The organism is Caulobacter sp. 73W, from assembly GCF_041021955.1.
Lineage (GTDB): Bacteria > Pseudomonadota > Alphaproteobacteria > Caulobacterales > Caulobacteraceae > Caulobacter.
Map to the genome: position 1 here is coordinate 3,254,245 of NZ_CP158375.1, position 25,138 is coordinate 3,279,382.

Annotated in this window: 25 protein-coding genes, 1 tRNA gene and 2 pseudogenes; 17 read left to right on the plus strand and 11 right to left on the minus strand. The window is 66.8% G+C overall.

The window, feature by feature from the left end; genetic code table 11:
* Positions 1-41: 41 nt before the first annotated feature.
* From ABOZ73_RS15515 to ABOZ73_RS15525, 3 genes are all read left to right on the plus strand, one after another.
* Positions 42-515, plus strand: coding sequence for a limonene-1,2-epoxide hydrolase family protein (locus tag ABOZ73_RS15515; RefSeq protein WP_369059026.1), 474 nt, complete (start codon positions 42-44; stop codon positions 513-515).
* A 133-nt stretch (positions 516-648) separates the two neighbouring features.
* Entirely contained in the window at positions 649-1,014 is a 366-nt protein-coding gene (locus ABOZ73_RS15520) for a response regulator (protein ID WP_369059027.1), read from the plus strand.
* Between the two features lie 297 nt (positions 1,015-1,311).
* Positions 1,312-1,761 carry a Rid family hydrolase gene (locus ABOZ73_RS15525; RefSeq protein WP_369059028.1) on the plus strand — a complete coding sequence of 150 codons (450 nt, stop codon included), beginning with the start codon at positions 1,312-1,314 and terminating at the stop codon, positions 1,759-1,761.
* Here the strand turns inward: ABOZ73_RS15525 and ABOZ73_RS15530 are convergent.
* On the minus strand, positions 1,736-2,713 hold the full coding sequence (locus ABOZ73_RS15530; protein WP_369059029.1) for a LysR family transcriptional regulator: 978 nt from the start codon (positions 2,711-2,713) through the stop codon (positions 1,736-1,738). The genes ABOZ73_RS15525 and ABOZ73_RS15530 overlap by 26 nt on opposite strands.
* A 390-nt stretch (positions 2,714-3,103) precedes the next feature.
* Here ABOZ73_RS15530 and ABOZ73_RS15535 point away from each other — a divergent pair, with 390 nt between their 5' ends.
* Positions 3,104-3,454: a hypothetical protein gene (locus ABOZ73_RS15535; RefSeq protein WP_369059030.1), complete on the plus strand. Its 351-nt coding sequence runs from the start codon at positions 3,104-3,106 to the stop codon at positions 3,452-3,454.
* 25 nt (positions 3,455-3,479) lie between these two features.
* Here the strand turns inward: ABOZ73_RS15535 and ABOZ73_RS15540 are convergent, their stop codons facing one another.
* On the minus strand, positions 3,480-4,688 hold the full coding sequence (locus ABOZ73_RS15540; protein WP_369059031.1) for an acetyl-CoA C-acyltransferase: 1,209 nt from the start codon (positions 4,686-4,688) through the stop codon (positions 3,480-3,482).
* 96 nt (positions 4,689-4,784) lie between these two features.
* Here ABOZ73_RS15540 and ABOZ73_RS15545 point away from each other — a divergent pair, with 96 nt between their 5' ends.
* Positions 4,785-5,699: an NAD(P)H-dependent flavin oxidoreductase gene (locus ABOZ73_RS15545; RefSeq protein WP_369059032.1), complete on the plus strand. Its 915-nt coding sequence runs from the start codon at positions 4,785-4,787 to the stop codon at positions 5,697-5,699.
* On the opposite strand, the gene ABOZ73_RS15550 is transcribed toward ABOZ73_RS15545, so the two are convergent.
* Positions 5,696-7,132 carry a coniferyl aldehyde dehydrogenase gene (locus ABOZ73_RS15550; protein WP_369059033.1) on the minus strand — a complete coding sequence of 479 codons (1,437 nt, stop codon included), beginning with the start codon at positions 7,130-7,132 and terminating at the stop codon, positions 5,696-5,698. The two genes, ABOZ73_RS15545 and ABOZ73_RS15550, sit on opposite strands and share 4 nt — an antisense overlap.
* Positions 7,133-7,318: 186 nt before the next feature.
* On the opposite strand from ABOZ73_RS15550, the gene ABOZ73_RS15555 reads away from it, so the two are divergent.
* The 3 genes and pseudogenes from ABOZ73_RS15555 (at position 7,319) to ABOZ73_RS15565 (ending at position 9,278) form a co-directional block, all read left to right on the plus strand.
* Positions 7,319-8,659 carry an amidohydrolase family protein gene (locus ABOZ73_RS15555; protein ID WP_369059034.1) on the plus strand — a complete coding sequence of 447 codons (1,341 nt, stop codon included), beginning with the start codon at positions 7,319-7,321 and terminating at the stop codon, positions 8,657-8,659.
* A 116-nt stretch (positions 8,660-8,775) separates the two neighbouring features.
* Positions 8,776-9,015 (plus strand): annotated as a pseudogene (locus tag ABOZ73_RS15560) (PAS domain-containing protein); the annotation flags it as partial.
* Positions 9,016-9,035: 20 nt separating this feature from the next.
* Entirely contained in the window at positions 9,036-9,278 is a 243-nt protein-coding gene (locus tag ABOZ73_RS15565) for a hypothetical protein (protein ID WP_369062603.1), read from the plus strand.
* A 67-nt stretch (positions 9,279-9,345) separates the two neighbouring features.
* Here ABOZ73_RS15565 and ABOZ73_RS15570 read toward each other — a convergent pair whose 3' ends face one another.
* A complete protein-coding gene (locus ABOZ73_RS15570; RefSeq protein ID WP_369059035.1) occupies positions 9,346-10,254 on the minus strand; it encodes a LysR family transcriptional regulator in 909 nt (302 codons plus the stop codon).
* 100 nt (positions 10,255-10,354) lie between these two features.
* On the opposite strand from ABOZ73_RS15570, the gene ABOZ73_RS15575 reads away from it, so the two are divergent.
* Positions 10,355-11,341 carry a zinc-dependent alcohol dehydrogenase family protein gene (locus tag ABOZ73_RS15575; protein WP_369059036.1) on the plus strand — a complete coding sequence of 329 codons (987 nt, stop codon included), beginning with the start codon at positions 10,355-10,357 and terminating at the stop codon, positions 11,339-11,341.
* Here the strand turns inward: ABOZ73_RS15575 and ABOZ73_RS15580 are convergent.
* The 3 genes from ABOZ73_RS15580 to ABOZ73_RS15590 all read right to left on the minus strand — a co-directional run bounded on the left by ABOZ73_RS15580 (position 11,331) and on the right by ABOZ73_RS15590 (position 13,418).
* On the minus strand, positions 11,331-12,464 hold the full coding sequence (locus ABOZ73_RS15580; RefSeq protein WP_369059037.1) for an alpha/beta fold hydrolase: 1,134 nt from the start codon (positions 12,462-12,464) through the stop codon (positions 11,331-11,333). The genes ABOZ73_RS15575 and ABOZ73_RS15580 overlap by 11 nt on opposite strands.
* A 161-nt stretch (positions 12,465-12,625) precedes the next feature.
* Positions 12,626-13,099: an OsmC family protein gene (locus tag ABOZ73_RS15585; RefSeq protein WP_369059038.1), complete on the minus strand. Its 474-nt coding sequence runs from the start codon at positions 13,097-13,099 to the stop codon at positions 12,626-12,628.
* Between the two features lie 243 nt (positions 13,100-13,342).
* Positions 13,343-13,418 (minus strand) — tRNA-Lys (locus ABOZ73_RS15590).
* Positions 13,419-13,505: 87 nt separating this feature from the next.
* On the opposite strand from ABOZ73_RS15590, the gene ABOZ73_RS15595 reads away from it, so the two are divergent.
* Positions 13,506-13,835 (plus strand): Hpt domain-containing protein, encoded by a 330-nt coding sequence (locus ABOZ73_RS15595; protein ID WP_369059039.1) that lies wholly within the window; start codon positions 13,506-13,508, stop codon positions 13,833-13,835.
* On the opposite strand, the gene ABOZ73_RS15600 is transcribed toward ABOZ73_RS15595, so the two are convergent.
* A complete protein-coding gene (locus ABOZ73_RS15600) occupies positions 13,836-14,171 on the minus strand; it encodes a chorismate mutase (protein WP_369059040.1) in 336 nt (111 codons plus the stop codon).
* Positions 14,172-14,178: 7 nt separating this feature from the next.
* A complete protein-coding gene (gene gcvA, locus ABOZ73_RS15605) occupies positions 14,179-15,135 on the minus strand; it encodes a transcriptional regulator GcvA (protein WP_369059041.1) in 957 nt (318 codons plus the stop codon).
* Positions 15,136-15,312: 177 nt separating this feature from the next.
* Between gcvA and cobA the strand changes: the two are divergent.
* The 5 genes and pseudogenes from cobA to ABOZ73_RS15630 all read left to right on the plus strand — a co-directional run.
* Positions 15,313-16,113 (plus strand): annotated as a pseudogene (gene cobA, locus ABOZ73_RS15610) (uroporphyrinogen-III C-methyltransferase); the annotation flags it as partial.
* Positions 16,114-16,166: 53 nt separating this feature from the next.
* Complete coding sequence (locus ABOZ73_RS15615; RefSeq protein ID WP_369059042.1) at positions 16,167-16,526, plus strand: DUF2849 domain-containing protein; 360 nt, start codon at positions 16,167-16,169, stop codon at positions 16,524-16,526.
* Between the two features lie 13 nt (positions 16,527-16,539).
* Complete coding sequence (locus ABOZ73_RS15620) at positions 16,540-18,198, plus strand: nitrite/sulfite reductase (protein WP_369059043.1); 1,659 nt, start codon at positions 16,540-16,542, stop codon at positions 18,196-18,198.
* Complete coding sequence (locus ABOZ73_RS15625; RefSeq protein ID WP_369059044.1) at positions 18,182-18,682, plus strand: DUF934 domain-containing protein; 501 nt, start codon at positions 18,182-18,184, stop codon at positions 18,680-18,682. The genes ABOZ73_RS15620 and ABOZ73_RS15625 overlap by 17 nt, the downstream gene beginning before the upstream one ends.
* A gap of 2 nt (positions 18,683-18,684) precedes the next feature.
* Positions 18,685-19,422: a phosphoadenylyl-sulfate reductase gene (locus ABOZ73_RS15630; protein WP_369059045.1), complete on the plus strand. Its 738-nt coding sequence runs from the start codon at positions 18,685-18,687 to the stop codon at positions 19,420-19,422.
* A gap of 43 nt (positions 19,423-19,465) precedes the next feature.
* On the opposite strand, the gene ABOZ73_RS15635 is transcribed toward ABOZ73_RS15630, so the two are convergent.
* Positions 19,466-19,867: a helix-turn-helix domain-containing protein gene (locus ABOZ73_RS15635; RefSeq protein ID WP_369059046.1), complete on the minus strand. Its 402-nt coding sequence runs from the start codon at positions 19,865-19,867 to the stop codon at positions 19,466-19,468.
* 793 nt (positions 19,868-20,660) lie between these two features.
* Between ABOZ73_RS15635 and ABOZ73_RS15640 the strand changes: the two genes are divergently transcribed.
* Together ABOZ73_RS15640 and ABOZ73_RS15645 are read left to right on the plus strand one after the other, a co-directional pair.
* Complete coding sequence (locus tag ABOZ73_RS15640) at positions 20,661-21,341, plus strand: lasso peptide biosynthesis B2 protein (protein ID WP_369059047.1); 681 nt, start codon at positions 20,661-20,663, stop codon at positions 21,339-21,341.
* Positions 21,342-21,631: 290 nt separating this feature from the next.
* Complete coding sequence (locus tag ABOZ73_RS15645) at positions 21,632-23,020, plus strand: asparagine synthase-related protein (protein WP_369059048.1); 1,389 nt, start codon at positions 21,632-21,634, stop codon at positions 23,018-23,020.
* Here the strand turns inward: ABOZ73_RS15645 and ABOZ73_RS15650 are convergent.
* Complete coding sequence (locus tag ABOZ73_RS15650; RefSeq protein WP_369059049.1) at positions 22,932-25,130, minus strand: alpha/beta hydrolase family protein; 2,199 nt, start codon at positions 25,128-25,130, stop codon at positions 22,932-22,934. The two genes, ABOZ73_RS15645 and ABOZ73_RS15650, sit on opposite strands and share 89 nt — an antisense overlap.
* Positions 25,131-25,138 lie beyond the last annotated feature (8 nt).

The following is a 25,138-nucleotide window of genomic DNA, read 5'->3' on the forward strand; positions in this document are numbered from 1 at the left end:
AACTTTCATAACGAGACTATAAACGATCTAGGGAGACGATCATGAAGGCGATGCTGGCCATGGGCGCGGCGGTTCTGGCGATGGTGATGGCGGCGCCGGCGAGCGCGGCCTCGGCGGACGACGCCGCCAAGCTGGCGGTGGTCCATGAGATGATCGGCGCCTGGAAGGATCAGAACTGGCGCAAGGTCGCCGACCTGTTCACCGAGGACGGCGTGCTGCATTCGATGATGGTCGAGCCGGTGAAGGGCCGTGAGGCGATCTACCAGCGCATCGCCGGCCTGGGCGCGGGCGTGGACGCCGGCGGCGTCGTGCTCGACCCTCGCAACCTGGGCGTCATCAACGGCGTGGTCTTCCTCGAGCGCGTCGACCGCTTCTCCTACAAGGGCCACAAGGGCGCCGTGCCGGTGGTCGGGGTGATGGAGTTCGACGGTAACCGCATCAAGGAATGGCGCGAGTATTACGACCGCGCCCAACTGCTATCGGAAATGGGCGTGAAGGCCGACTTCACGCACTAAGCCGCCCCCACGGGAATCGGCGAACCCTATCGACGATCCGCCCGATCCCTCCCTCCCCGTCCTCGAGCGGGAAGAAAGCATCCTTGAAACCGATGCGCCGACTCCGACGACCGTCTTTGGAGGAACCCTGGACATGACCGACGCGCCAGACCTGACGGGCCGCAAGGTGCTCGTCGTCGAGGACGACTACTATATCGCCGGCGACACCGCAGCCGCGCTGCGCGGCGCAGGCGCGGAGGTGCTCGGTCCATGCCCAAGCGAAGACGCGACCCTCGACCTCCTGGAGTCGCGGACGCCGACCCACGCGGTTCTCGACCTGAACCTTGGCGGCGGAGGCCCGAAATTCGAGATCGCGCGCGTGCTGAAAGAGCGCGGTGTGCCCTTCGTGTTCATGACCGGATACGACCCCGGCATGATCCCGGCGGAGCTCGAAGACGTGCCGCGTCTTCAAAAGCCGGTCCCGTTCAGGATGATCGTCGAGGCGGTCAGCCTGCTCTGACGCGACCGGAGAACGGACCTTACGAAGGTCCAAGACGGGTCGGACAGCGGACTACTTCGCGGCTCGACCGAATGTCGGCTCGATGGCGCCGCGGCAGAGGCCGCGATCGGCGCGGTTTGGGCCGTCCACGGTCCATCAAGGCGGACCTCCAAATGCACGGTGAGGGCTCCGCGCCACGCCGCCCATCCGCATTCTTGCAAAGGTAAAGCCGCAATAACGCCGTTTGAACAATCCGCCCAAACCTTCGATCCCTTGGTGAGCGCCGGGCCTATCCGGCCATTGCCCCCGAGGACCAAAATGCGAAACGCCATCAATAAAGAAGCCGCCTATCTCGGCGTGCCGTGGGAAGACGCCTATGGCTACGCCCAGGCGATCAAGGTTGGAGACACGATCCGTGTGTCGGGCCAACTCAGCCATGACGACGACGGCAAGCTAATCGCGCCCGCCGCGCTGGATGCGGATGGCAAGCCGGCCGACTTTTCCATGATGGAAGCCCAGATGCGCGCCACCTACGCCAACGCGGCCAAGGTGCTGGCGAAGCTGGGGGCGAGCTTGGACCACGTTGTCGAGGAGACCCTTTTCGTCCTGGACGTCGACGCGGCGTTCGCGGTCGCGGCGAAGGTCCGGGGAGAGGCGTATGACGTCGCGCGTCCTCAGTGCGCCAGCAACCTGATCGGGGTCTCCCGCCTCGCATTCCCCGAACAACTCATCGAGATCACCTTCACCGCGATACTGCCGGAAAGCTGAGCGCGCGGCGAAGCCGGTCGGGGGCGCTTGCGGCGAAGGGTTCGCCGCGGCGTCCTTCGACCAGATCGCGCTGTTGGCCGATGGCCTCGACGCAGTGGCTCATGAACGCGAATACCCGGCCCGACCTGCGGATATCGGGATGAGTCAGAAGCCAAAGATCATCGTCCAGTTCCGGCTCCAGCGGCCCAATTCGCTGGAGATCGGGCGACAAATCGCCGAGCATGCAGGGCAGGTAGCCCGCGCCCAAGCCCGCCGCTATGGCCGCCGCCGCGCCGGCGACCGAGTCCGTTCGGTAACCGATGGCTTCGGCGGGCGCGCGCGCCTCGAGGAGCGTACAGGCCTTCAAACCCGAGAGGCGGCCGCCATACGAGACCCATGACTTGTCCCAGGCAGCGCCGCCCTCCAACGCGAACTGGCCGGTTGAAGAGCGCGCCGCGTAAGCGGCCCATGCGATCTTGGCGACTTTGCGTCCGAACAAGTTTTCCGGCGGCGCGTCGGTGGCCCGCACCGCGATATCGGCCTCGCCCCTCGCCAGGTTCAACGCGCCGTTGCCGACGCTCACCTCGACCCTCACGGCTGGATTGTGGGCCTTGAAGGAGGCGATCATCGGCGTGAGGAAGTAGAGCAGGATTGAATTGCTCGTGGTGATGCGCAGGTCACCCGCGTGGCCCTGGGCGTGGCCCGACACCCGCCGCGTGACGCTCACGACGTCCAGCTCCACGCGCTCGGCTAGAGCAACGATTTCGTCGCCTTGGGCGGTCGGAAGATAACCGGCACGTCGCCGGTCGAACAGCGCGACGCCCAGCGCCTCCTCGATGCTTGAGAGCCGTCGAGCAACCGTGGAGACGTTCACGCCCAAGATCTGAGCCGCCGCCGCCACGGCGCCGGCGCTTGCGACCGCCCTGACGATGCGAAGGTCATCCCAAGAGAGTGTTTCCATGGCCGTGCTCATTCAGACAGGCGCTCCGCCAGAGTGTGATGTGACCAGGTCTATGCTGTTCGGCGGTGATGCGCACGCCTCACGAGCCGGGTGACGGGCGCCCCGCCGAAGACAGCCCGATCCGTCAGCGGCCGAGACGGCGCTAGCGGCTCATCAACCCGATGGACCCGCCGGTCCACGCGGTCGCGCTTCGCAACAATCTCGAGGGCGAGCACCTCGGATCATCCTTGTCGAAACATCGCCGCCAACGCGGCCCGACATCCCTTCGCCGTCTCGAGGCGGCTCGATACGTCCGCGTTCTTGTGCGACCGCCATCCGATCGCGATCCAGCCTGATTAAATCACCGTAACTTGCTAGCGGTCCCGCGTCCCTCCAGGCTGGGTCGCGAAGGGGAGCTTACCCATGATGCTGACGGTCCTGGCCTTGATGGGCGCGCTCCAGGCGACGCCCGCCGATGTGCAAGCGATGAATGGCCGCTGGTACGTCGATTTGTCCGTCAAGGCCGACGAGCCCTACGTGAAGCCGATGAACCTTCAGCTTCAGCCTGATGGCGGCGTGTCCGGCGACTTCTACGACAGCACGATCGAGGCTGGCCGGTGGAAGAAGAAGGGCGAGCGCGTCTGCGTTTCATTCCGGACGACTGACGGCAAGGGCCCGTACCATACCGCCGCATGCCTGGCGGGGACGACCATTCAGGGGCAGACCTGGGCCGAGCACCGCAACTTCGTCTTCCTCTGGTCCGCCTCTCGCTAGATGTGAGGTAAGGGCGCCGAGGCGTTCAGGCCCGCTCCAGCACCATCGCCGCCCCGACGCCGATGCCGCCGGTGGCCGCCACGACGCCGGTCTCGACATCGGTCTGTCGCATGACGTCGATCAGGGTCCCAAGCAGGATCGCCCCGGTGGCGCCCATGGGGTGACCCATGGCCAGGTGGCCGCCATTGACGTTGACCCTGGCCATGTCAGGCGCGCGGTCGCGCTCGAACTTCACCGGCACGGCGGCGAACGCCTCCATGAACTCGATGGCGCCGACATCGCCAAGGTCCAGACCCGCGCGGTCCAGGGCCTTGTCCAGGGCGACGAAGCCGGCGGTCAGTTGCATCACCCGGTCGCCCGCCGCTTCGCCGACGCCGCGGACGCGGGCCAGGGGCGTCAGGCCATGACGCTCCCCCGCCGCCTTGGAGCCGACCAGCACCATGGCCGCCCCGTCCGAGATGGGCGGGCAGTGGGCGACGGTGTGGCGGTGGTCCACCGCGCCGATGTCGGGCCGATGCTGGACCAGGATGTCATCGAAGCCCGCCGCACCGAACGGCGCGAACACCGGGGGCAGCTTGGCCAGGGACGCGCCGTCGCCAAAGTCGCGGATGTTCTCGTCATGGGCCAGGGCAAGCGAGCCGTCCGGGTGGGTGACAGCCACGACGCGGTCGGCGTAGCGCCCCTGCGCCCAGGCTTGCGCCGCCCGCTGGTGGGAGCGCAAAACCGCCTGGTCCATGGCCGCGCGGTCGATGCCTTCGGCCGTGGCCAGAAGGTCGGCGGCGACCCCGACGGGCGCCCAGCCCATGGCCGAGGCCTGGCCCATGTCGGCGTAGTAGGTCGCCTTGTCGGTCATGAACTCGACCTGGGACATGCTCTCCACGCCGCCGGCCAGGGCGAGCTCGGCTTCGCCCGAAGCAATCCGGCGCGCCGCGTCCGCCACGGCGGACAGGCCCGAGACGCAGAAGTTGTTGATGGTCAGCACCGGCATGTCGTCGGGCAGGCCGGCGCGGATGCGCGAGGCCAGGGCGACGTGGCCGCCCTGGGCGCCGACCTGGGTCACGCAGCCCAGGGTGAAGGCGCCGGCGGCGTAAATCGCGTCGCGGCCATTGCGGCTCTCCAGCGCCTTGATGAGCTGGGCGACCAGTTCGACGGGGGCGATGGTCGACAGCGAGCCGCCGGGCCGCCCCTTGCCGCGCGGCGTGCGCACCGCGTCATAGACATAGACCTCGCCCATTCCTCGTCTCTCCGCTTGCGGCTGTACTGGCCGGTTTGGTAAGTCTCGTAACGAAAGTTACATGGCGGGTGAACCGCCTGACAAGGGGAGGGCACGATGACGCCGCGCGAGAAGCTTCAAGAAGGTCTGCGAATTCCGGCCATCGCCGCGCCCATGTTCCTGGTCTCGGGGCCCGACATGGCCATCGCCGCCTGTCGCGCGGGGATCATCGGCTCGTTCCCCGCCAACAACGCCCGTACGCTGGAAATGCTCGACGAATGGATGACCCGCATCAAGGCGGAGATCCCGGCCGACGGCCCGGTCTGGGCGGTCAACATCATGGTCCACCCAACCTATGCCCGGCTGGCCGACGAGCTGGCCCTGGTGATGAAGCATCAGCCCCCGGTGGTGATCACCGCGCTCGGCAGCCCCGCGCCCATCGTCCAGGCGGTGCAATCCTATGGCGGGATCGTCCTGGCCGACGTCAACTCGCTCAAGCACGCGCGCAAGGCCGCCTCCATCGGCGTGGACGGCCTCGTCCTGGTGGCGGCGGGCGCCGGCGGCCACACCGGCCAGATCGCCGGCTTCGCCTTCGCGCCGGCTGTGCGCGAGTTCTTCGACGGGATCATCGTTCTGGGCGGCGGTATCGGCACCGGACGGGCGGTCAAGGCGGCGACGACCCTGGGGGCCGACTTTGCCTACCTTGGCACGAGGCTGATCGCCTGTGAGGAGAGCCTCGCCGACCGCGCGTACAAGCAGATGCTGATCGAGGCGACCGCCGAGGACATCGTCTGCTCGGCCGCCCTGACCGGGGCTTACGCCAACTGGCTGCGTCCCAGCCTGGTCGCCGCCGGCTACGATCCCGACAACATGGGCGACAAGGCCCAGATGAACCTGGGCGCGCCGGAGGATACGGCCGCCAAGCGCTGGCGCGACGTGTGGTCGGCCGGCCATGGCGTCGGCGGGGTCAAGGCGGTGGAGCCCATGGCCGCCATCGTCGATGGCCTGGCGGAGCAGTACGCGGCGGCTTAGCGCTTGATCTGGCCGTCCACGTACTTGCGCATGCCCTTGCCATAGGGCGGGCGCAGCATCTTCAGCGGGCCGATGTCCTTGGTGATCTGGGTGAAGACGGCCTTGCGGTGGCTGAATTCGCGAAAACCGTCCTCGCCGTGATAGCTGCCCATGCCGGCCGGGCCGACGCCGCCGAAGGGCAGCTCTTCCTGGGCGACGTGCATGATCACGTCGTTGACTGTCACCCCGCCAGAGGTGGTGCGCGACAGCACCGAGTCACGCTCGGCCGTATCGGCGCCGAAGTAGTAGAGCCCCAGCGGGCGATCATTGGCGTTGATGTAGTCCACAGCCTCGTCGATGCGCTCATAGGTCTTGATGGGCAGGACCGGGCCGAAAATCTCCTCGCGCATGATCTTCATGTCGTCGGTGGGATCGATGACCAGGGTGGGGGCGATCTTGCGATGCTCCTGCTGGGCTAGGTTCTCGCCGGCCGGGTTGATCTCGATGACGCGGGCGCCCTTGGCGCGGGCCTCGTCCAGATAACCCTGGATGCGGTCGAAGTGCCGTTGCGAGACCAAGGCGGTGTAGTCGGGGTTGTCGCGGATGGTGGGGAACATCCGCTCCACCGACCTGGTCGCCTCGTCCACGAAGCCTTCCAGCTTGTCGCGCGGGGCCAGCACGTAGTCGGGAGCCAGGCAGATCTGGCCGGCGTTCAGGGTCTTGCCGTTCATCACCCGCGCCGCGGCCGTGGCCAGGTCGGCCGAGCGGCCGAGGATCACCGGGCTCTTGCCGCCCAGCTCCAGGGTGACGGGCACCAGGTTCTCGGCCGCGGCCCGCATCACGTGGCGGCCGATGGAGGTTGCGCCGGTGAAGAGCAGATGGTCGAAGGCAAGGCGCGTGAAGGCCTCGCCGATCTCCGGCCCGCCGACCACGACGGCGATCTCTTCTTCCGAGAAGGCCGAGCCGAACATCCGCGCCATCAGGGCGGAGGTGGCGGGGGTGTGCTCGGACGGCTTGATCAGCGCCCGGTTGCCGGCCGCCAGCACCCCGGCCAGGGGCGCGAAGGTCAGGTTCACCGGGAAATTCCACGGGCTGATGATCCCGACCACGCCCTTGGGCTGGAACTGGACCTCGGCCTTGGCGCCGAACAGGCCCAGGATGGCCGGAGTTGTCTTGCGCTTTTGCGGGCGCATCCATTTGGCGAGGTTCGCCTTGGCGTGTTTCAGCGCGCCGATGGAGGCGGCGACATCGGTGAAGGCGGTCACGTCGCCCGAGCGGGCGCCGAAGTCCTGATTGGCGGCGTCCTCGATTTCTCGCCGGTGGTCGACCAGCAGGGCGATGCAGCGCTCGATCCGCTCGATGCGGACCTGCGCCGACGGGGCGCCGTCGCGCAGATGAGCGGCTTTCTGGCGGGCGAGGAGGGCCTTCATCGGTCCGGCGAGGCTGGCGTCCATAACGTCTTCTCCCGAGCGCCCTGTTGGAGGTGTTCTGACGACAGCGGGCGCATCTGATCCCACCACTGAAGGTCGGGCGCCGCAAGGTCAGTCAATCGGCGCGACGGTCATGCCCCGCCGTCGAACCGTGATTGCGCGTTTCGTGTGAGCCGCTAGCGTGGTCGCCAGGTTTTGGGGGATGACGGCATGAAATTGTTCGCGGCGGCTTTGACGGCGGTGCTGGCCTTGGCGGGGACTGCGCAGGCCGCCGATCGCAAGGCCCTGATCGGCGGGACCCTTGTCGACGGCACCCTGCGCGAGCCCATCCGCGACAGCGTCATCCTGATCGAGGGCGAGCGGATCGTCGCCGTAGGCACGGTGGGTTCGCTGGCGATCCCCGCCGACGCCGAGCGCATCTCCACCGAGGGCATGACGGTCATGCCCGGCCTCTGGGACATGCACGTCCACCTGATGCTGAGCGGGCATTCGGACTATCCGCACTGGCACTCGACCTATGTCGGCAAGGTCCAGCGGGATGTGATCATGCCGGCGGGGGCCAAGCAGCTCTTGATGGCCGGCGTCACCGGCGCGCGCGATCTGGGCGCGCCGCTGGAGGAGAGCATCGCCGTCCGCGACGCCATCAAGGCGGGCAAGATCCCCGGCCCGACCTTGTTCGTCTCGGGTCCCTTCATCCAGAAGAAGCCCTATCCCGGCACCGAAGGCTATCGCTGGGGCGTCACCTCGCCCGAGGACGCCCGCGCCAAGGTGCGCCGCATCGCCACCGCCGGCGTCGACACCGTCAAGCTGATCGACATCGACCAGATGAGCGAGGCGGAGATCAAGGCGGTGGTGGACGAGGCGCACGCCCACAAGCTGTCGGTGGTGGGCCATGCCCACCGTCCCGACGAAATCCGCCTTGGCCTGAAATACGGCGTCGATGTCTTCGAGCACACCGGCCTGGGCACCTCGGCGGAGTATCCCGAGGACATCGTCAAGGCGCTGTCGGAACGCACCGCGCGAAGCGGGGCGGCGGGCCTGCTTTATTGGACGCCGACGGTTTCGATCCTCAACAACTACCCGGCCTGGATCAAGGACCACGAGTTCGTCGACGCCGCCGACTGGCACGAGGGCCTGACGCCCGAGATCATCGCCGACATCAAGGGCTCGCTGACGCACCCCGAGCGCATCGGCTACTTCCAGCAGGTGCCGCAACGGGTGCCGACCCTCAAGCGCAAGTTCGAGCAACTGCGCGCCTCGGGCGCGGTGCTGCTGATCGGCACGGATTCTGGCGTGCCGATGATGTTTCACTCGGGCAGCACCTGGCAGGAGATGGACCTGTGGGTGAACACCTTCGGCGTGCCGCCCATCGAGACCATCCGCGCCGCCACCTACTGGCCGGCGGTCGCCATGAAGGCCGACAAGGACTACGGCTCGGTCACCGAGGGCAAGTACGCCGACATCATCGCGGTAAAGGGCGATGTGCTGAAGCACATGTCGCTGTTGCAGCGCGTCGATATGGTGGTCAAGCACGGCAAGCGCGTGAAGTAGTCTAGCCCCCGGGCGTTCCGACGCAGTGGGGAAATCAACCTGTAGTGTCAACTTGACCGTGTAAGCGCTTTAGTAGAGTTCTCCCCTGGGGTGTTCCCGCGTATCTGGGGGTAGGGTTGTCTGAAGTTGTTGGTCGCCTGGGGCTGGGCGTCGCGTTCGCCGATCACGAGACGAGGGTTCTGGCGGCGAACGCCAACTACGCCCGCATTGTGGGGCGGGACCTCGAGGCCGTGATCGGCCTGACCATGTCGGAAATCACGCATCCCGACGATGTAGGATTCAATGGAAAGCTGATCTCCATGGCGGCCGGGACGGGGGAGCCGTTCACCGTGCGCAAGCGATACCTTTCCTTTGCCCGCGGGGCGAGGCGCTTTGGGTGGAGAACCCGGTGTTCGCCCTGGCCTGCCCGCCACAGCAGGAGCCGCTTTATCTGGTGGTCAGCCGGCGTATCGACGGCCGCCCGGTGCTCGAGGGCGGGCAGGGTTGCTCCGACGTCGCCGAGTACGTCCGCGACATGTCCGACCAGTTGGCGCAACTGGCTAGAAGCGCGGGTCTGTATGAGGCCGAGGAACTGCTGAAACTTACCTCGCACATGGTGCGCGAGGAGCTGGAAGCCTGATCGCCCCCCAACGGCCGCCTAGTGGCCGGCGCCCTGGTGGACGTGCGCGGCGACGCTTTGGCGTCCCTTATCGCGCGATCTGCAATTGAGGCGGCAATTCGACCGCCAGGGCGTCGATCGCCAGCCGCACCTTGCGGGGGATGGAGAGCGTCGAGAGCCACACCGCGTGGACATCGTAGAGAAAGGGCGCCTGATCCGGCATGACCAGAACCAGGCTTCCCGCTTCCAGCCGCGATCGCACCAGCCAGTATGGCAGCCATACCAGGCCGAGCCCCTGGGTGGCGGCGTCGGCCATCGCGTCCATGTCGTCGAGACGCAGGCGGTGAGCGAGCATGACCTCGATCTGCGAGCCGTCGTCCAGCGGGAAGATCCACGGCTTCACTCGGCCGGAGCGGCGATAGGCGATCGCCGTGTGATCGCCTAGTTCGCTTGCTGTCCTGGGCGCGCCGTGGCGGGCCAGGTAGGCGGGGGAGGCGCACACGACCATGGGCTGGCGTCCCAGCAGCCTGGCGGTCATGCCCGCCCGATCCGCCAGGCGGCCGGTTCGCACCGCCAGATCAAAGCCGTCTTCGACGAGATCCACGAAGCGGTCGCTGAACGACAGGTCGAGTTCGAGCCTGGGGTGCCGAGCCGCGAGCGCGGTCAAGGTGGGGGCGAGGCATCGCCTGCCCAGATGCGCCGGCAAGGCGACGCGCAGCCGGCCCACGGGCTCGCCGGTCAGATCAGCGGCCAGCTCGTCCGCGGCCGCCAGCTCGGCCAGGACCGTGCGGCAGCGCTCATAATAGGCGCGACCCAGATCGGTCAGGCTCTGGCGTCGTGTCGTGCGGTGCAGGAGGCGACCGCCCAGCGCCGTCTCCAGCGCCTGGACATGTTTGCCGACCATGGGCGCGGAGAGATCGAGCGCGGCCGCGGCGGCGGCGAATGACCCCAGCTCGGCGGCCCGCACGAAGACCGTCATGCTACGCAGGCGATCCAATTCGAAATCCTTGGTTTCGGGTGAGCTGTGCCTTGAGCCATTTATGGGCTCCGCGCCGAGGATCACAAGCGGATTACCCTCAACGACTTAGGAATTGGTCATGGCGCGCGTTATTCGTATTCATGCTCACGGCGGGCCGGAGGTTCTCAAGATCGAGACCGTGCCGACGCCCGAGCCGAAAGCTGGCCAGGTGCGCCTGTCGGTCCGCGCCCTCGGTCTGAACCGCGCCGAAGTCCTGATGCGGACAGGGCGCTACATCGAAAGCCCCCTCCTGCCGTCGGGTCTTGGGCTGGAAGCGGCCGGCGTGATCGACGCCGTGGGCGAAGGTGTGGCGGGGTTGGCGGTGGGGGACGCGGCAAGCCTCATCCCGCCCGTCTCCATGGCGGCCTGGCCGACCTATGGCGATCAGATGGTGTTTCCCGCCGCGATGGTGGTGCGCCATCCCGCCTGTCTGGGATGGGACGAGGCCGCCGCGCTCTGGATGGCCTATCTGACAGCCTACGGCGCCCTGGTCGAAGTCGCGCGTGTGACGGCGGGCGAGGCGGTGATCATCACGGCCGCTTCCAGTAGCGTGGGACTGGCGGCGATCCAGATCGCCCGGAGCCTGGGGGGCAAGCCCGTGGCCGTCACGCGAACCGTCGGCAAGGCTGATGCGCTGAAGGCGGCCGGGGCGGCGAGCGTTGTGGTCAGCGACGCGCCCGGCTTCGAGGATCGCCTGCGGCTAGCCTGCGATGGCCCAGCGCGCGTCGTGTTCGATGCGGTCGCCGGGACGCTCTTTGAGCCGCTCACCGCCGTGATGGCTCGCGGCGGAATTCTGATCGAGTACGGCGGCCTGGCCAAGGAGCCGACGCCGTTCCCGCTGGGCGCCGTTCTTGGCAAGAGCCTCACCCTGCGCGGTTATCTGGTCCACGAGGTGGTTACCGATCCCGTTCGGCTGGAGCGCGCCAAGGCCTTCATCGCCGCCGGCGTCGAGGCTGGCGCGTTGCGACCCATGATCGATCGCGTCTTCGGCTTCGAGCAAATGGCGGAGGCGCACCGATACCTGGAAGGCAACGCTCAGATTGGAAAGGTCGTGGTCAAGGTCTGACGGGCGCACGTCGCGAGGGGGCCTTCGCGCGCGTGTTCTTCTGACCGACCATGGCGTGCGGACGCACGGTCTGCACCAGACTCACCAGAAAGCGACCGGGCTCTTCGTGGGGCGCCAGGTGGGCCGAATGCTCGAACCAGACCACCTCCTTGGCGGGGGCCTTCAGGCGTTGAAGCCAGGCCGTGGTCACTTCGGGCGGCGTGGTCAGGTCATGGCGTCCCACGAACATGAAGGTCGGGAAGGAGACCGAGCGCACCCCCGCCATGTCCGCGTCGCTCAGTTCGGAGATCAGCTTGGTGACCGACAGGAGCCCGCCCTCGTCGATCGCCTGGCGCTCGGCCAGATCGAAATACGGCGAGACGCGCGCCGCCCTGAAATAGAAATTCGCGTTGTCGCGATAGGCCGCGAGACCGCCGTAGATCCCCACCCATTTGCGCACCAGCCCAAGGCTGGCGATCGGGATGTCGCCCTTGCCAGGGTAGGGGGCGATCGACCGAAGCTCCTTGAGGGCGACCTCGTCATTACGCTCGGCGGCGATCCGCAGGACATGCTCGTAGACAGCGGCCTCGCTCTTGCGCATCTCCAGCAGAGGCCCGACGCCCACATAGGCGCTGATCCATTCCGGGTGAGCCAGCGCCGCGTCCATGGCGATGGCGTTGCCCCAGGAGTGACCCAGCAGGATCACCTTGTCATGACCGGTGCGCATACGAACATGCGCGATCAGCTCGATCAGATCCTCGGCCATCCGCTTGCGGCTGAGGGTCGGCTCGGTCGCCTTGGCCCCGTTCAGGCGCAGGGTCTTGCCGGTCCCCCGCTGGTCCCACTGGACGACCGTGAAGTAGTCCTCCCAGCCACGTTGATAGGGCCAGCTGCGGCCCATCTCGCTCGCCCCGGGGCCGCCGTGGACATAGATCAGCACCGGGTTCTCGCGCGCCATGCCGCGGATCGAGATCCACTGGTCCATGCCGCCCAGACGGACGGTCTCGACGGTCTCGATGCCCGTCGGCGTGGAGATCTTGCCCATGTCCGCGATCATGGGCCGGACGATCCCGTAGGCGGCCTCGCGCGCTTCGGCGGAAGGCTGGGGCGCCTGGGCGGGCTGCCCCACTGCGGCGCCGGCCATGGCCAACAAGCCAAGAGCGCCCGCCAAGACGCGGGTCTTGGGATATCGAGGTCCAGCGTGACGGGGATGCGTTGCTTGGCGGCGGGCGAAAGACATTGGCGGGTCCGTGGAAGGTGAGCGGGGGAATGGCCGAAGGCGGCGCGGTGATGCTTGGCGGCGCCTTAGGGGACGACTTCGAATCTCGGCTCGTAACTCACCGGGAAGTTCACCGACCGGGCGATGAAGCACACCTTGTGAATCTCGTGGTGGATCGCCTGCGCGCGCTCAAGATCGGCGCCTTCACGCACGCAAATGACGGGGCGCAATACGGCCCGCACGAAGCGGCCCGCCCCGTCCGGCGTGCTCTCGCCGACGCCGATGGGATCGTCCGCGTAAGCGGTCACCACGATGCCGGCCGAACTGGCCAGGTGCAGGTACCAGAGCATGTGGCAGGCCGACAGCGACGACAGCAGCAAGTCTTCCGGATTGGGAAGGCTTGGATCGCCGCCCAAGAGCGGATCATTGGAGCAGTGGGTGACAGGTTTCCCCGGCGTGGCGATATCCCAGGTGCGGTCATAGCCCTTGTAGCTTGCCGTGCCGTCGCCACGGTTGCCGGTCCATACGATCCGGCTGATGAAGTCGTGCTGCTTGGCCATGCGTTCCGATCCCTGAATCAAGTGAGGCGACTACTTAGCGGGCTAAACATGACGGGGTGTGGCAGGTTTTTGCGGCGAAGTTCGGGGCGCACACGCCGTAAATGCGCCGGACCCTGTCCGCCGAGCATGCAGGGCTGAAGCCGGACGCCGCGCAGCCGCATTCGCCGCGTGCGGACGTGCCTGCGTCACGCGCACGAACGTCGCTGCTGCGTGCACCATAAGTCTTGATTTTCAGCGAAAAAGTGGTGGGTGTACAAGGATTCGAACCTTGGACCCGCTGATTAAGAGTCAGCTGCTCTACCAACTGAGCTATACACCCACACCCGTCTCCGAAGCGCTTGGCCCCGGCGGCGAGGCGCGGAACATACTCGAAAAGATCGGCTTGGCAAGCGTGGTTTCAACGGCGATGCAAGATATCTCTCCGACGGTGGATTTTCCTTATCTGGAAGGCTTCGCGGCTGGGGATTTCGTGGTGATCGACGCGGTGCTGGGGCTGTTTTGCGAGCAGGCCCAAATCTGGATGGCGCTGCTGGAGACCGACGGCGACCAGTGGATCGACGCGGTCCACACCATCAAGGGCGCGGCGCGGGGGATCGGGGCCTTTCCGCTGGGAGAGGCCTGTGAGCGCGCGGAGGCCGTCGGCCCCGCCGGGATCGGAGCCGTCAGGCGGGCGCTGGATGCGGCGCTGCTGGAGGTGGAGGCCTATCGCCAGGGGCTGGCGGTGAGACAGGCCTGATCAGCTCTCCCGCGTCCTGTCCCAGACGGTGAATTCGTAGGCGATGCAGCGGTCGATCAGTTGGCGCCAGACCGGCTCCGCGATCGCTTCCGACAGGCCGGCCTCGACGGCGGCGGCCTTCACCTTGGCCACCACATCCTCGATGCGCGCGCGGTCGTGGACGGCGGTGCGGTTCGGCTTGATCCGCGCGGCGGCGTCCATATAGCGCTGGCGCTCGGCCAGCATAAGCACGAGCGCCCGGTCGAGGGCGTCGACGCCCTGGCGAACCTCGATCATGGTCGTGCAGTCGGCGGGCGCTGGCCGAGGATCGGTCGCGCTGAGAATGTCTTTGGGCATGAAGTCTCTAGATGCCTGCGCCGTTGTCTAAGGTGCGGAGCGCGGCCTCGTGGGCCGCAGCCTCCGCGTTGAGCCAGGCGACGAACGCCTTCACCTGAGGCAGCCGTCCCTTGGCCTTGGGATGAACGACGTAATAGGCGAAGTCCACGGCCGTGGCGATCTCGAAAGGCGTCACCAGACGCCCGGAATCGAGGTCGGCCTGGGCGAGCGTGCGCTTGGCCAGCGCGATGCCGCGCCCGTTGGCGGCGGCCTCGATCACCAGGCTGGATTGATTGAAGCGCGGGCCGCGCTGGCCGTCGACATTGCGGATGCCGCGCGCCGCCAGCCACATGGCCCAGTCGGGGCAGGAGGGGTCGGCGTCGGGCGAGCCGTCGTGCAGCAGGATGTGGCGGGCCAGATCCTCGGGCTTCTCCAGCGGGTTCTGCTCGAGCAGTTCGGGGCTCGCGACCGGGATCAGGGTCTCGCTGAGCAGGCGAATGGTCTCCAGGCCCGGATAGCGGCCCGAGCCATAGCGGATGGCCAGGTCCACCTCGCCGGCGGCGAAATCGACGACTTCCATGCCGGCCGACAGCCACACGTCCACCTGCGGGTGGGCTTCCTCGAACTTGCCAAGGCGCGGGACCAGCCACTTGGCGGCGAAGGAGGGGGCGGCGGTCAGGCTGAGGCGCCGGCCGTCCACGGCGGCGGTGAGCAGGGAGGCGGCCTCGGCCAGACGGTCGAACGCCTCGCGCAGGGCGGGCAGGGCGGTCTGGGCCGCGTCGGTCAGCAAAAGGCCCTTGGGCGTGCGCTTGAAGAGGGCCGCGCCGACGTACTCCTCCAGGTTCTGGATCTGCTGGGAGACGGCGCCGGGCGTCACCGAAAGCTCGTCGGCGGCGCGGCTGAAGTTCAGGTGGCGCGCGGCGGCCTCGAACGCGCGCAGGGCGTTCAGGGGCGGCAGGCGCCGGCGCTCGGTGCTCTTTTCCATGAGTTTTACTGATCGCCCCGGCAGAAGACCTCGTTTGCGATCTGGACCCTCCCGGAGCAATTTGCAACCACCCGCTGGCGTATCGGCCCTTTTCGTCCGCGGGGGCTGCGGGGCGGATCTTCGGGTCTGCCCCGCAGGCGATTCAAGGGTCCAGCTTTTAGAGGACCTGCAAGGCCCATGTCCCTCAAGGGCGCCTTTCCCGCCAAGCCCGCACGTCTCGTCGCCCTTCGCGGCGGGGCCTTCGCCGCGCGCGCGCCGGGTCGCGTCGTGCTGGTGGGCGCCGGTCCCGGCGATCCCGATCTTCTGACCATCAAGGCGCTCAAAGCCCTGCAAGCCGCGGACGTGATCGTCCATGACGGCCTGGTCTCCCGCGAAATCCTCGATCTGGCGCCCGCCGGCGCACGCCGCATCGATGTGGCCAAGCGCAAGTCGCGCCACACCCTGCCGCAGGACGACATCAACGGCCTGCTGGTCGCCCTGGCCAAGGACGGCCTGTCGGTGGTGCGCCTCAAGGGCGGCGATCCCTTCATCTTCGGCCGTGGCGGCGAGGAGCTTGAGGCCTGCCGCGCGGCGGGCGTAGATTGCACCGTCGTTCCTGGCGTCACCGCGGCCCTGGCCGCCGGCGCCTCGTCCGGCGCGCCCCTGACCCATCGCGGCGCCGCCCAGGCGGTGACCTTCGTCACCGGTCATGCCGCGCCCCAAGACGGGAAGATGGGCGAACCCGATCTGGACTGGCCGGCCCTGGCGCGCCCTAACCACACGGTGGTGATCTATATGGGCCTGTCGACGGCGGGCCTGATCGCCTGCCGCTTGGTCGAGGCGGGCCGCTCGCCGGCCACGCCGGCCCTGGTGGTCGTCAACGCCAGCCGCGCCGACGAGCAGCGCATCGCCACGACGCTTGGCGGGCTGGCCGATGTGGCCGCCGGCCTATCGGGCCCGGCCCTGCTGATGGTGGGCGAGGCCATGGCGCTGGCCCAGGCGGACGGCGGCGACGTGGTCGGATCCGTCGTGGCCAACCGGAGCATCGGGGCATGAAGGTCGTCACCGCCAACCGCCTGATCGACGGCGAGGTCGTGTTCTGGAAGGCCGGCCAGTGGGTCGAACGCTTCGCCGACGCCGAGCTCTTCACCGAGGTCGAGCCGGGGGAGGCCGCCGTGGCCGTGGGCAAGAGTCAGCCCAAGGTCATCGTCGAGCCCTATCTGATCGACGTGGTCGAGGCCGGCTCGGGCCTCGCGCCCGTCAGCTATCGCGAGCGCATCCGCGCCCTCGGCCCCACCAACGAGCCGACCCACGGCAAGCAGTCCGAGGGCGGCGCGGCGATCGAGGCCCTGCGGGACGCCTCCGGCGCGGCGCGCTCTTCTGGTCGTCTCGACCTGATCCGCAGAAAGTAAGGGGAGGGAGCCGATGTATCTCTACGACGCCCTCGACAAGGAATTCCTGGCCGACCGCTCCGCCGAGTTTCGCGGTCAGGTGGCTCGCCGCCTGGCGGGCGAGCTCTCCGAGGACCAGTTCAAGCCGCTGCGGCTGATGAACGGGCTTTATCTGCAGCTTCACGCCTACATGCTGCGCGTTGCGATCCCCTACGGCTCGCTCAACGCCGTCCAGGCCCGCCGCCTGGCCGACATCGCGCGCTGTTACGACAAAGACTACGGCCACTTCACCACGCGCCAGAACATCCAGTTCAACTGGATCAAGCTGGCCGATGCGCCGGACATCCTGGATCAGCTGGCGGAAGTCGATCTGCACGCCATCCAGACCAGCGGCAACTGCATCCGCAACGTGACCGCCGACCCCTATGCCGGCGCCACCGCCGAGGAGGTGGACGATCCGCGCGTGTGGTCCGAGGTGATCCGCCAGTGGTCGACCCTGCACCCGGAATTCTCGTTCCTGCCGCGTAAGTTCAAGATCGCCATCACCGCGGCGCCCAAGGATCGCACCGCGGCCCGCGTGCACGACATCGGCCTGGTGGCGCGCCGCGACCGCGACGGCTCCTTGGGCTTCGAGGTGATCGTCGGCGGCGGTCAGGGACGCACGCCCTATGTCGGCCCCACCATCAAGGAGCACCTGCCGGCCTCGCGCCTGCTGAGCTACCTGCAGGCGGTGCTGCGCGTCTACAACCGCCATGGCCGGCGCGACAACATCTACAAGGCGCGGATCAAGATCCTGGTGGCCGCCCTGGGCGCCGAGGAGTTCGCCCGTCAGGTGGAGGAGGAGTGGGGCAGGATCGACGCCGCCAAGGCCGACCTGCCGGACACCGAGCTGGCCCGCATCCGCGGCGCCTTCGCCACGACGCCGTTCGAGATATTGCCCGCCACTTCGGCGGTGTTCGAGGCCAACCGCGCATCCGACCCGGCCTTCGCGCGGTTCGTGCGCAACAACGTCAAGCCGCACAAGAAGAGCGGCTATGCCATCGTCGAGGTCTCGCTGAAGGCCATCGGCCAGACGCCGGGCGACGCCACGGCCGACCAGCTGGACCTCGCCGCCGATCTGGCGGAACGCTACAGCCTGAACGACCTGCGCGTGACCCATGCCCAGAACCTGGTGCTGCCGCATGTGAAACTGGACGACCTGCCGGTGGTCCACGCGGCGCTGCAAAAGGCCGGTCTGGCCACGGCCAACATCGATCTGGCGTCCGACATCATCGCCTGCCCGGGTCTGGACTACTGCGCCCTGGCCAACGCCCGCGCGATCCCTGTGGCCCAACACATCGCCGCCAAGTTCGCCGACGCCGACTACGCCGAGAAGGTGGGCGAGCTGAAGATCAAGATCAGCGGCTGCATCAACGCCTGCGGTCACCACCACGTGGCCCATATCGGCGTCCTTGGCGTCGATAAGAAGGGCGAGGAGTTCTACCAGCTCTCGCTTGGCGGATCTGGCGCCGAGGACGCCTCGATCGCCCAGATCCTCGGCCCGGCCCTGCCTGCCGACAAGGTGGCCGAGGCGGTGGACACCCTGGTCGACAAGTACCTGTCGGTGCGCGAGGGCGACGAGCGCTTCCTCGACACCTTCCGCCGGGTGGGCATGGCCCCGTTCAAGGAGGCCGTCTATGCCGACGCTCATTAAGCTGACCGACGCCGCCTTCGCCCAGGTCGAGGACGACTTCGTCCATGTGACCGACGAGGACGACGCGCCGAACGTGGACGCGGTGATCTTGTCCTTCGCCCGCTTCCAGGCCGAGGGCGAGGCCCTGCTGGCCGCCGGCCGCAAGGTGGGCGTGCGGCTGGAAAGCGACCAGGCGGTCGAGGATCTGGCCTACGACCTGCCGCGCCTGTCGGTGGTGGCCGTGGCCTTCCCGAAGTTCCGCGACGGCCGCGCGTTCACCAGCGCCACCCTGCTGCGCGAGCGCTTCGGCTATCAGGGCGAGGTGAGGGCCGTGGGCGACGTCTTCCGCGAGCAAGCCGGGTTCATGGTCCGCTGCGGGTTCGACGCCTTCGAGCCGTCCGACGGCTCGACGGCCGATGAGTGGGGGAAGGCCGCCGGGCGGTTCCGCCACGTGTACCAGCGCGCCGCCGACGGCCGTGCGCCGGCCTTCGAGGAAAGGGCCTGAAGATGGCCTTCGACCGCGAGCATCCCCATTCCTTCGCGGCGCGACTGAACGCCGACCTGCGTGACGCCCATCCTGGACGGGTGCTGGAGGCGGCGTGGGCGGTCTATGGCGACAAGCTGGCCTTGGTCTCGTCCTTCGGGGCGGAGTCGGCGGTGCTGCTGCACCTGGCCTCCAAGGTGACCAAGAAGTTCCCGGTCCTGTTCCTCGACACCGGCATGCTGTTCGGACAGACCCTGGATTATCGCAAGCAGGTGGCCGAGCGCCTGGGCCTGACCGACGTGCGCGACCTTCGTCCGAAGTTCGCGGACCTCGCCCTAAAGGACCCCAAGTCCGATCTGTGGAAGACCGACACCGACGCCTGCTGCGATATCCGTAAAGTTCGCCCCCTGGACGAGGCGCTCGGCGGGTTCGAGGCGTGGATCACCGGCCGCAAGCGCTTCCATGGCGGCGACCGCATGAACCTGCCGGTGGTCGAGGAGGCCGGCTCGCAGGTGAAGTTCAATCCCTTGGCCAACTGGTCCAAGCAAGAGCTCGACGCCTACGTCGCAAAGCACGACCTGCCGGCCCACCCGCTGGTCGCTAACGGCTTTCCGTCCATCGGCTGCTGGCCGTGCACCAAGCCGGTGGAAGCCGGAGGCGACGTCCGCGCCGGCCGCTGGCAAGGGCAGAAGAAGACCGAATGCGGCATCCATGTCGCTCGCGCTCCGGGGCGCGAGACGAGCATGGGCGAGGGGATTTGACGAATCCTAGCTCGTGCTGGCGGTAGCGAGGCCAGCCGACCTTCTATTTGACGGGCGTATCTCCGTAGAGCTTTCCGACATTCTCCTCGAGCCACCGTTCCGCGGTCTTGTCGCGCCGCTTCAGGTGTTCGGTGAGATCGTTGAAGGTCTGATCGAAGGCTCGGATAAGCGACCCCGGGTCAATCACGGCCAACTGATCGCCCGCGCCTTCGCCAAAGGCCCGGAAGGCCGCGGCAAGCACGGTGGCTGCTTTGTTGTCCATGCAGCGCAAAGCCATGTCTGGGCTTCCGAAAATCAGGCTTGAGACGATGCCCATGGCGTCACTGTCAGTCGCCTCGGCGAACCGCCGGATTTTCTCGAAGGTGAAAGGACCCTTCCCCAACTCAAAGCTCCGATAAGTGCGCACCGGTATGCCCATGCGCTCCGCCACATCCACCGCCGTCATTCGTCGCTCCTCGCGCACGAGGCGCAGGGTTCGCGCCAGAAGCTTACTCTGCTGAGACAGTCCGGTCGTAAATGAACTCGCCATAGGCTGATCGCGCGCCGTAAAAACAACTAGTAATTGTTTTAAGTTGGAGGAGGGCACGGGCAGCGGTCAATGTCTCATGCCGTCGTCAACGGTACAGCTCGGCCATTTTCGCCTAACCGCAGGGCTCTACCTTTCGGGTACTTACTCCCCTGGCGCTACCTGCTGACCCTAGAACGGACAGTCGGCGGCGCCCTCGCCGCAGCGCTGAACCGATATTTCGGCCCGGATGCGCGCGTGGCGCGTGATTTGACACAAATGCCCTCAAAAGAAGCATCGCGTGGCTCGACGACGAGCCCGGGAGGGCCGCCTCATGAGCCGACCGCATCTTCGCGGTCATCGCAAACAAAGGAGGCGATCATGAATACCAAGGCTTTCACTCTCGTCCGCTTTGGCTCGGCTAAGGCGCTCACGCTCGATGGCACGGGTATCGAGTTCCCCGAGCCGGCGAGCGTCCTGCGCTGGGACCTCGCCTGAACAAAGTCGGCCGGCGGTCTTCCGCCGGCCGATCCTTTCGTCAGTCGCGGTGTGGAGGCGGAATGCGATCATCAAGCGTGCTCAGCCCAGACCGCAAACTCGAACGCTAGGAGCCAAAGATGCTGACTTCGTCGTACGAAATTCTGCTGATCGGACCGGCGAGCATCCTCACGCGTGAGGGCGGGCCTGGGCCTGAATTGGAAGTCTCGCAGATAAACTACTACGAGAGCCCGGCGTGAACCGAGCGACCTCGAATACGCAAGTGCTTAGCTACGCGCTGGCGCCGTCCGTGCACGCGGTCAACGTCCGGGACGACCTTGTCGTCTTGGACGTGCTCGCGGATGCATATTACTGCCTGGCCGGGGTTGGGGACGCGGCGGCGGTCAGCGAGGACGGCCGCTTTGTCCGCGGACATACGAGCGCCTTGTCCTCGCTGCTCGAAGCAAAGCTATTGTCATACGATCCGGTTGAAGAAGATCGGCCGCGAGCGCCCGCGCCGCTCGATCGCAACTTACGGCGTGAATGGCGTGGCGAGAGGCGAACAAGCCTTGCCAGTCTTTTGGACGTCATGGCGACCGGATGGCGGGCGCATCGCGACATACGACGTCTTTCCTTCGCGCAACTGGTCGAGGCGGCGCGACGCGAGCCCGTGAACCTGAAGCGGCGAACAAGACTGCCGCAAGCCGTCGCGGCCTTTGACGCGACGCGGCCATGGGCGCCGTTCGATGGAGACTGTCTCTTTCGGGCCTACTGGCAGTTGCTCTTCTTGAGACGGTTAGGCGTTGTCGGCGTCAGATGGGTGTTTGGAGTGCGCACCTTTCCGTTCTTTGCGCATTGCTGGCTTCAGCGTGAAGATCTTGTCTTGAGCGACGATCCTGACGCGCTGGCGGGCTATCGGCGGATCATGGTCGTCTGATGCGCTACCTCCTCATCGCATGGCCCTTTGGTAACGGTGACGCTGCAGGACGCGCTCTTTGCGAGCGTGTCGCGGGCGGCGGCAATTGGCGCCCGTTGGCTGAACTTCCTGGCGTCCGGATCTTCACGGCGGGACGCGTCTTTCCGGTCCGAGCCATCGGGGAGACGGTAGTTGTCGGCTCGCTACATCCACAAGAGGGGGCCTCCTCATCCGCGGGGGCTTGCGGTCTCTCCGCGGCGACGACGCTCACGACACAATACTGGGGTCGCTATGTCGCCATCATCCGGGACATGAACGGCAAGCCGCTCGTTTTCAATGATCCCCTCGGCGGACAAGAGTGTTTGGTGTGGCGCCTTGGAACCGCGGTGCTGGTCAGCAGCGAGATACCCACACAGGCCATCGTCCGCCCCACCAATCTTGGAATTGATTGGATCGGGCTGGCGAACCATTTGCCGAACCTCAGCCTCGCGCCGGAGGCGGCGCCGCTCACTGGGGTGACCACCGTCGGCCCTGGCTGTCTCTACGATCCCGACTCTGGCCAACAGACTAGGGTCTGGTCGCCCGCGACGGTCATAAGCTCAGCCCCATCACGAGCGGCCGTCGACCCGGTCGCGTTGCGAGATATCGTCGACGATACCGTGGCGACACTGGCCCAGGGCCGGGAGAGGATCATCAGCGACATATCCGGTGGTCTGGACTCAGCGATTGTCACGGCGGCCCTGGCCCGGGGCCGGCGCGTCGGCGGCGTGCACCAGCGGTTTCCAGAGCCTGAGGGCGATGAGTTTATCCATGCCCGGAGCATCGCGGACCGACTGGGGGTGCCGCTCACAATTCTCGACCGAGGTCCAATAGCTTGGACCGCTTCGCTGATCGAGGCGACCGCTGACGGTGCGCGTCCGAGCACAAACGCCATCGACTGCCTTTTTGACCAGTTGCTCGCGGACCATTTGGAGCGGGAAAACGCGGACGCGCTGTTCACAGGCCATGGCGGCGACGCCGTTTTCTATCAGTCGCCAAACGTGAACCTCTTCGCTGAGGCGTTGCTCTCGAGCAGCGGTGGTAGGGGCCGACTAACCGCCGCGGCCAATGTCGCCTACCGCCGGCGCTCATCCTACTTTGGTCTGATCCGAGATGCCTGGCGATCGCACCGCGCCCCGCCCGAGGGGCAGGTACCGGGATGGCTGGCGGATGCGCACCGCGTGTCGCCAGCGCGGCGGATGCAAATCGTCGGTCTAAATTACGCGCGCCATCGGTTTGGTCGCAGCCTTAGAGAGCGCGTTTGTGACCTGATCGATCCCCTGTTCAGTCAGCCTGTCGTCGAGTGGTGTTTGCGAACGCCGATCATGGGCCTGACCGGCGGCGACATCGACCGCACCCTAGCGCGCGAGGCTTTTTCGGAACGCCTGCCGCAACGTGTTGTTTGGCGTGCGCGAAAGGGCGACGTCTCCGTGTTCTTCTCCAAGAGCATCCTCAATAGCCGCGCGTTCTTGCGCGACTATCTTTTGGGCGGGCGCCTGCGGGAGAAGGGACTTCTCGATCCCAAGAAGGTTGAGGCGGCGCTCGACCCGCAGGCGATCCTGTGGCGTCACGTCATCGATCAGGTCTTGCCGCCACTGGCGGCGGAGGCGTGGGTGCGGGTGACCGAGGCTCGCCTGTCGGGGGCAGAACCTCGTCGATGAAGTTGAAGGCGCGATCGTAGAAGTCCCGAAGTTGACTGGGGATCATCAGCTCGTGTTCGGAACCATGATAGGTGCGCAGCTCGGCGTCACCGCCCGCACGCCGGATCATGCCGAACATCTGCCTCGCGTCGTTCGATAAGAAGTCCAAATCGCCGTGGGCGATCAGGACGGGGGCGTGCTGACGGTTCGCGAAGAGGGCAGGGCTGTTGCGTAGGTGGCGTTGGGGATCAACCCAAGGGGGGCCGCCAACTCCGCCGCGCGCGGTGTCGAACCAAGAGGCGTTGGAGTTGAAGAAGTACTGCGGATAAATCGCCGAGATTGGATCGATCGAACCGTAGAGCCCTAGAAAGTTGGAAACGGGCACAACGGCGACCGAGGCGCCAAAGCGGTTCGATTGTTGAGCGGCCATCAACGCCGCCCAGCCACCGAAGGACCGCCCCCACAGAACAAGCCGATCAATAGGGACGCCGTGCTGGGCGCCAGCCGCATCGACAGCTCGGAGCATGGCTTCGGCGAGGCCTTTTTGCGGATCAGTCGGGTCTTCGAAAGGCAGCGTCGGCATCAGCACGGGGTAGCCTTGGCCGGTCAGCAGATGAACATTGGTTGTGAAGCCGGGATTTGCCCGGCTCGCGCGGCGCAAGGACGCCTCGGACCAATCGCCTGGATAGACCAAGACAATCAGCGGCTTTGGCGTGGCGCGCTTCTCGGGGGGCAGGAAGAGCCAGCTCGTGACGAGCGCGCCTTCGGCGTTGGGATGCCGAACAGGCAGGGGGCGCGAGATTGTCGATGAGGCCAGGTGAGTATTGATGCTCATAAAGGTGCGACGCTTATCTCCCCTATGACCAACAAGGTCGGTCACGCCCGTCTCGTGGGTCACTTGGTCGAACACCCATCCATCCGCCAAGGGGGACGCCACCGTCCCCCAGTCAGCCGCGCCCAACTGACTGGGGGACGACTGAACCCGGCCCGCCGCTTCTGGATCTCGTCTAAGCGCGCGGGCGGCGATCTTGACCTCAAGCCGGCGTCCACCGCGATCCACACGCCAAAGCTTGTCATGCTCCTTGAGGAAGAGCGCCTTGCCATCTGTCGCGACCAGTTGGCCGCGCCCATATCGTGTTCCGCTTGCCGGGTCGAACCACTCGCCGACCGGGGCGACGACCGGGCGGCCGCCCAGCCAGGCCGCGGCGGAGCCCGCCGCGACGCGCTTGCGCGCCTCCCCACCGACGAACCGCGGGCAAAGCGATCGAGGGGGCGTCCCGTCGATGTTGATGCGCCAGATTTCCGCCTGCGGCCACGAAGCGCCGTCGCGGCGCGCGACGACCAGCAAGCCTTTGCTGTCGGGTGACCAAGCAAGCAGATCGGTCGATACGTCTAGCCCTGGGGCGAGCGGCTTGACGTCGGTCTTGGTGAGTGGAGCAAGAAGCAGCCGCGTGCGAAGCAGCGGCGTCGCGACTTGCACTTGGTCGTCCGCGGCGGCTTCTTCCTCGGCGATGAGGACGGCGGCTAGGCTTCGATCTGGCGAAAGTTCGTAATCGACGACTTCGCGGTCGACAATCGTACGCAGGTCTCCCGTCCGCGCATTCCAAAGAGATAAGGCCCCTTTTGGCGCTGGGGGATGCTGGTGAGCCAAGCGCCCAGTCCCGCTGACAGTGACCGCGCTCTCGTCGCGCGCCGCGGCGGCCCAAGCCGCCGCGCTGGCCGCCTGGCTCTGCCAGGGCCGCCCAAAGCGGCGTCTGGGTCCGTCCGTAGCGACCGACGCGACCAAGACTTGACGGTTGTCCACCCAGACCGCCGTGGCGCCGAAGACAGAAGGTTCGGTCGTTAGACCGCTCCAGCGAACGGAGCGGTCCTTGATGGTTAGAACGCCAAGTTCGCGGTCGTGTCCGAGAACGCGGTGGACGATGACGCTTTCGCCGTCCGGTGAGGGGGCGCCCACGACAACGCCGTCCCCTGCCGCCTCCAATAAGGGCGTTCCCTCGGTTGGAGCCCTCAGGTCGAAAAGTGTGATGCGACCCAGCGCCTGATAGACATGTTCGGCAAGATCGAAGCTCGGCGCCTCCCTCAAGGGGCGGGATGTTTGGACAATCGCCCATCGATCCTTGGGGTCCACCGCGGTCC

Coding starts and splice junctions, on each gene's coding strand:
- ABOZ73_RS15515 (WP_369059026.1), top strand. CDS start 42: ATGAAGGCGATGCTGGCCATGGGCGCGGCGGTTCTGGCGATGGTGATG.
- ABOZ73_RS15520 (WP_369059027.1), top strand. CDS start 649: ATGACCGACGCGCCAGACCTGACGGGCCGCAAGGTGCTCGTCGTCGAG.
- ABOZ73_RS15525 (WP_369059028.1), top strand. CDS start 1,312: ATGCGAAACGCCATCAATAAAGAAGCCGCCTATCTCGGCGTGCCGTGG.
- ABOZ73_RS15530 (WP_369059029.1), bottom strand. CDS start 2,713: ATGAGCACGGCCATGGAAACACTCTCTTGGGATGACCTTCGCATCGTC.
- ABOZ73_RS15535 (WP_369059030.1), top strand. CDS start 3,104: ATGATGCTGACGGTCCTGGCCTTGATGGGCGCGCTCCAGGCGACGCCC.
- ABOZ73_RS15540 (WP_369059031.1), bottom strand. CDS start 4,688: ATGGGCGAGGTCTATGTCTATGACGCGGTGCGCACGCCGCGCGGCAAG.
- ABOZ73_RS15545 (WP_369059032.1), top strand. CDS start 4,785: ATGACGCCGCGCGAGAAGCTTCAAGAAGGTCTGCGAATTCCGGCCATC.
- ABOZ73_RS15550 (WP_369059033.1), bottom strand. CDS start 7,132: ATGGACGCCAGCCTCGCCGGACCGATGAAGGCCCTCCTCGCCCGCCAG.
- ABOZ73_RS15555 (WP_369059034.1), top strand. CDS start 7,319: ATGAAATTGTTCGCGGCGGCTTTGACGGCGGTGCTGGCCTTGGCGGGG.
- ABOZ73_RS15575 (WP_369059036.1), top strand. CDS start 10,355: ATGGCGCGCGTTATTCGTATTCATGCTCACGGCGGGCCGGAGGTTCTC.
- ABOZ73_RS15580 (WP_369059037.1), bottom strand. CDS start 12,464: ATGGCCGGCGCCGCAGTGGGGCAGCCCGCCCAGGCGCCCCAGCCTTCC.
- ABOZ73_RS15585 (WP_369059038.1), bottom strand. CDS start 13,099: ATGGCCAAGCAGCACGACTTCATCAGCCGGATCGTATGGACCGGCAAC.
- ABOZ73_RS15595 (WP_369059039.1), top strand. CDS start 13,506: ATGCAAGATATCTCTCCGACGGTGGATTTTCCTTATCTGGAAGGCTTC.
- ABOZ73_RS15600 (WP_369059040.1), bottom strand. CDS start 14,171: ATGCCCAAAGACATTCTCAGCGCGACCGATCCTCGGCCAGCGCCCGCC.
- gcvA (WP_369059041.1), bottom strand. CDS start 15,135: ATGGAAAAGAGCACCGAGCGCCGGCGCCTGCCGCCCCTGAACGCCCTG.
- ABOZ73_RS15615 (WP_369059042.1), top strand. CDS start 16,167: ATGAAGGTCGTCACCGCCAACCGCCTGATCGACGGCGAGGTCGTGTTC.
- ABOZ73_RS15620 (WP_369059043.1), top strand. CDS start 16,540: ATGTATCTCTACGACGCCCTCGACAAGGAATTCCTGGCCGACCGCTCC.
- ABOZ73_RS15625 (WP_369059044.1), top strand. CDS start 18,182: ATGCCGACGCTCATTAAGCTGACCGACGCCGCCTTCGCCCAGGTCGAG.
- ABOZ73_RS15630 (WP_369059045.1), top strand. CDS start 18,685: ATGGCCTTCGACCGCGAGCATCCCCATTCCTTCGCGGCGCGACTGAAC.
- ABOZ73_RS15635 (WP_369059046.1), bottom strand. CDS start 19,867: ATGACGGCGGTGGATGTGGCGGAGCGCATGGGCATACCGGTGCGCACT.
- ABOZ73_RS15645 (WP_369059048.1), top strand. CDS start 21,632: ATGAACGGCAAGCCGCTCGTTTTCAATGATCCCCTCGGCGGACAAGAG.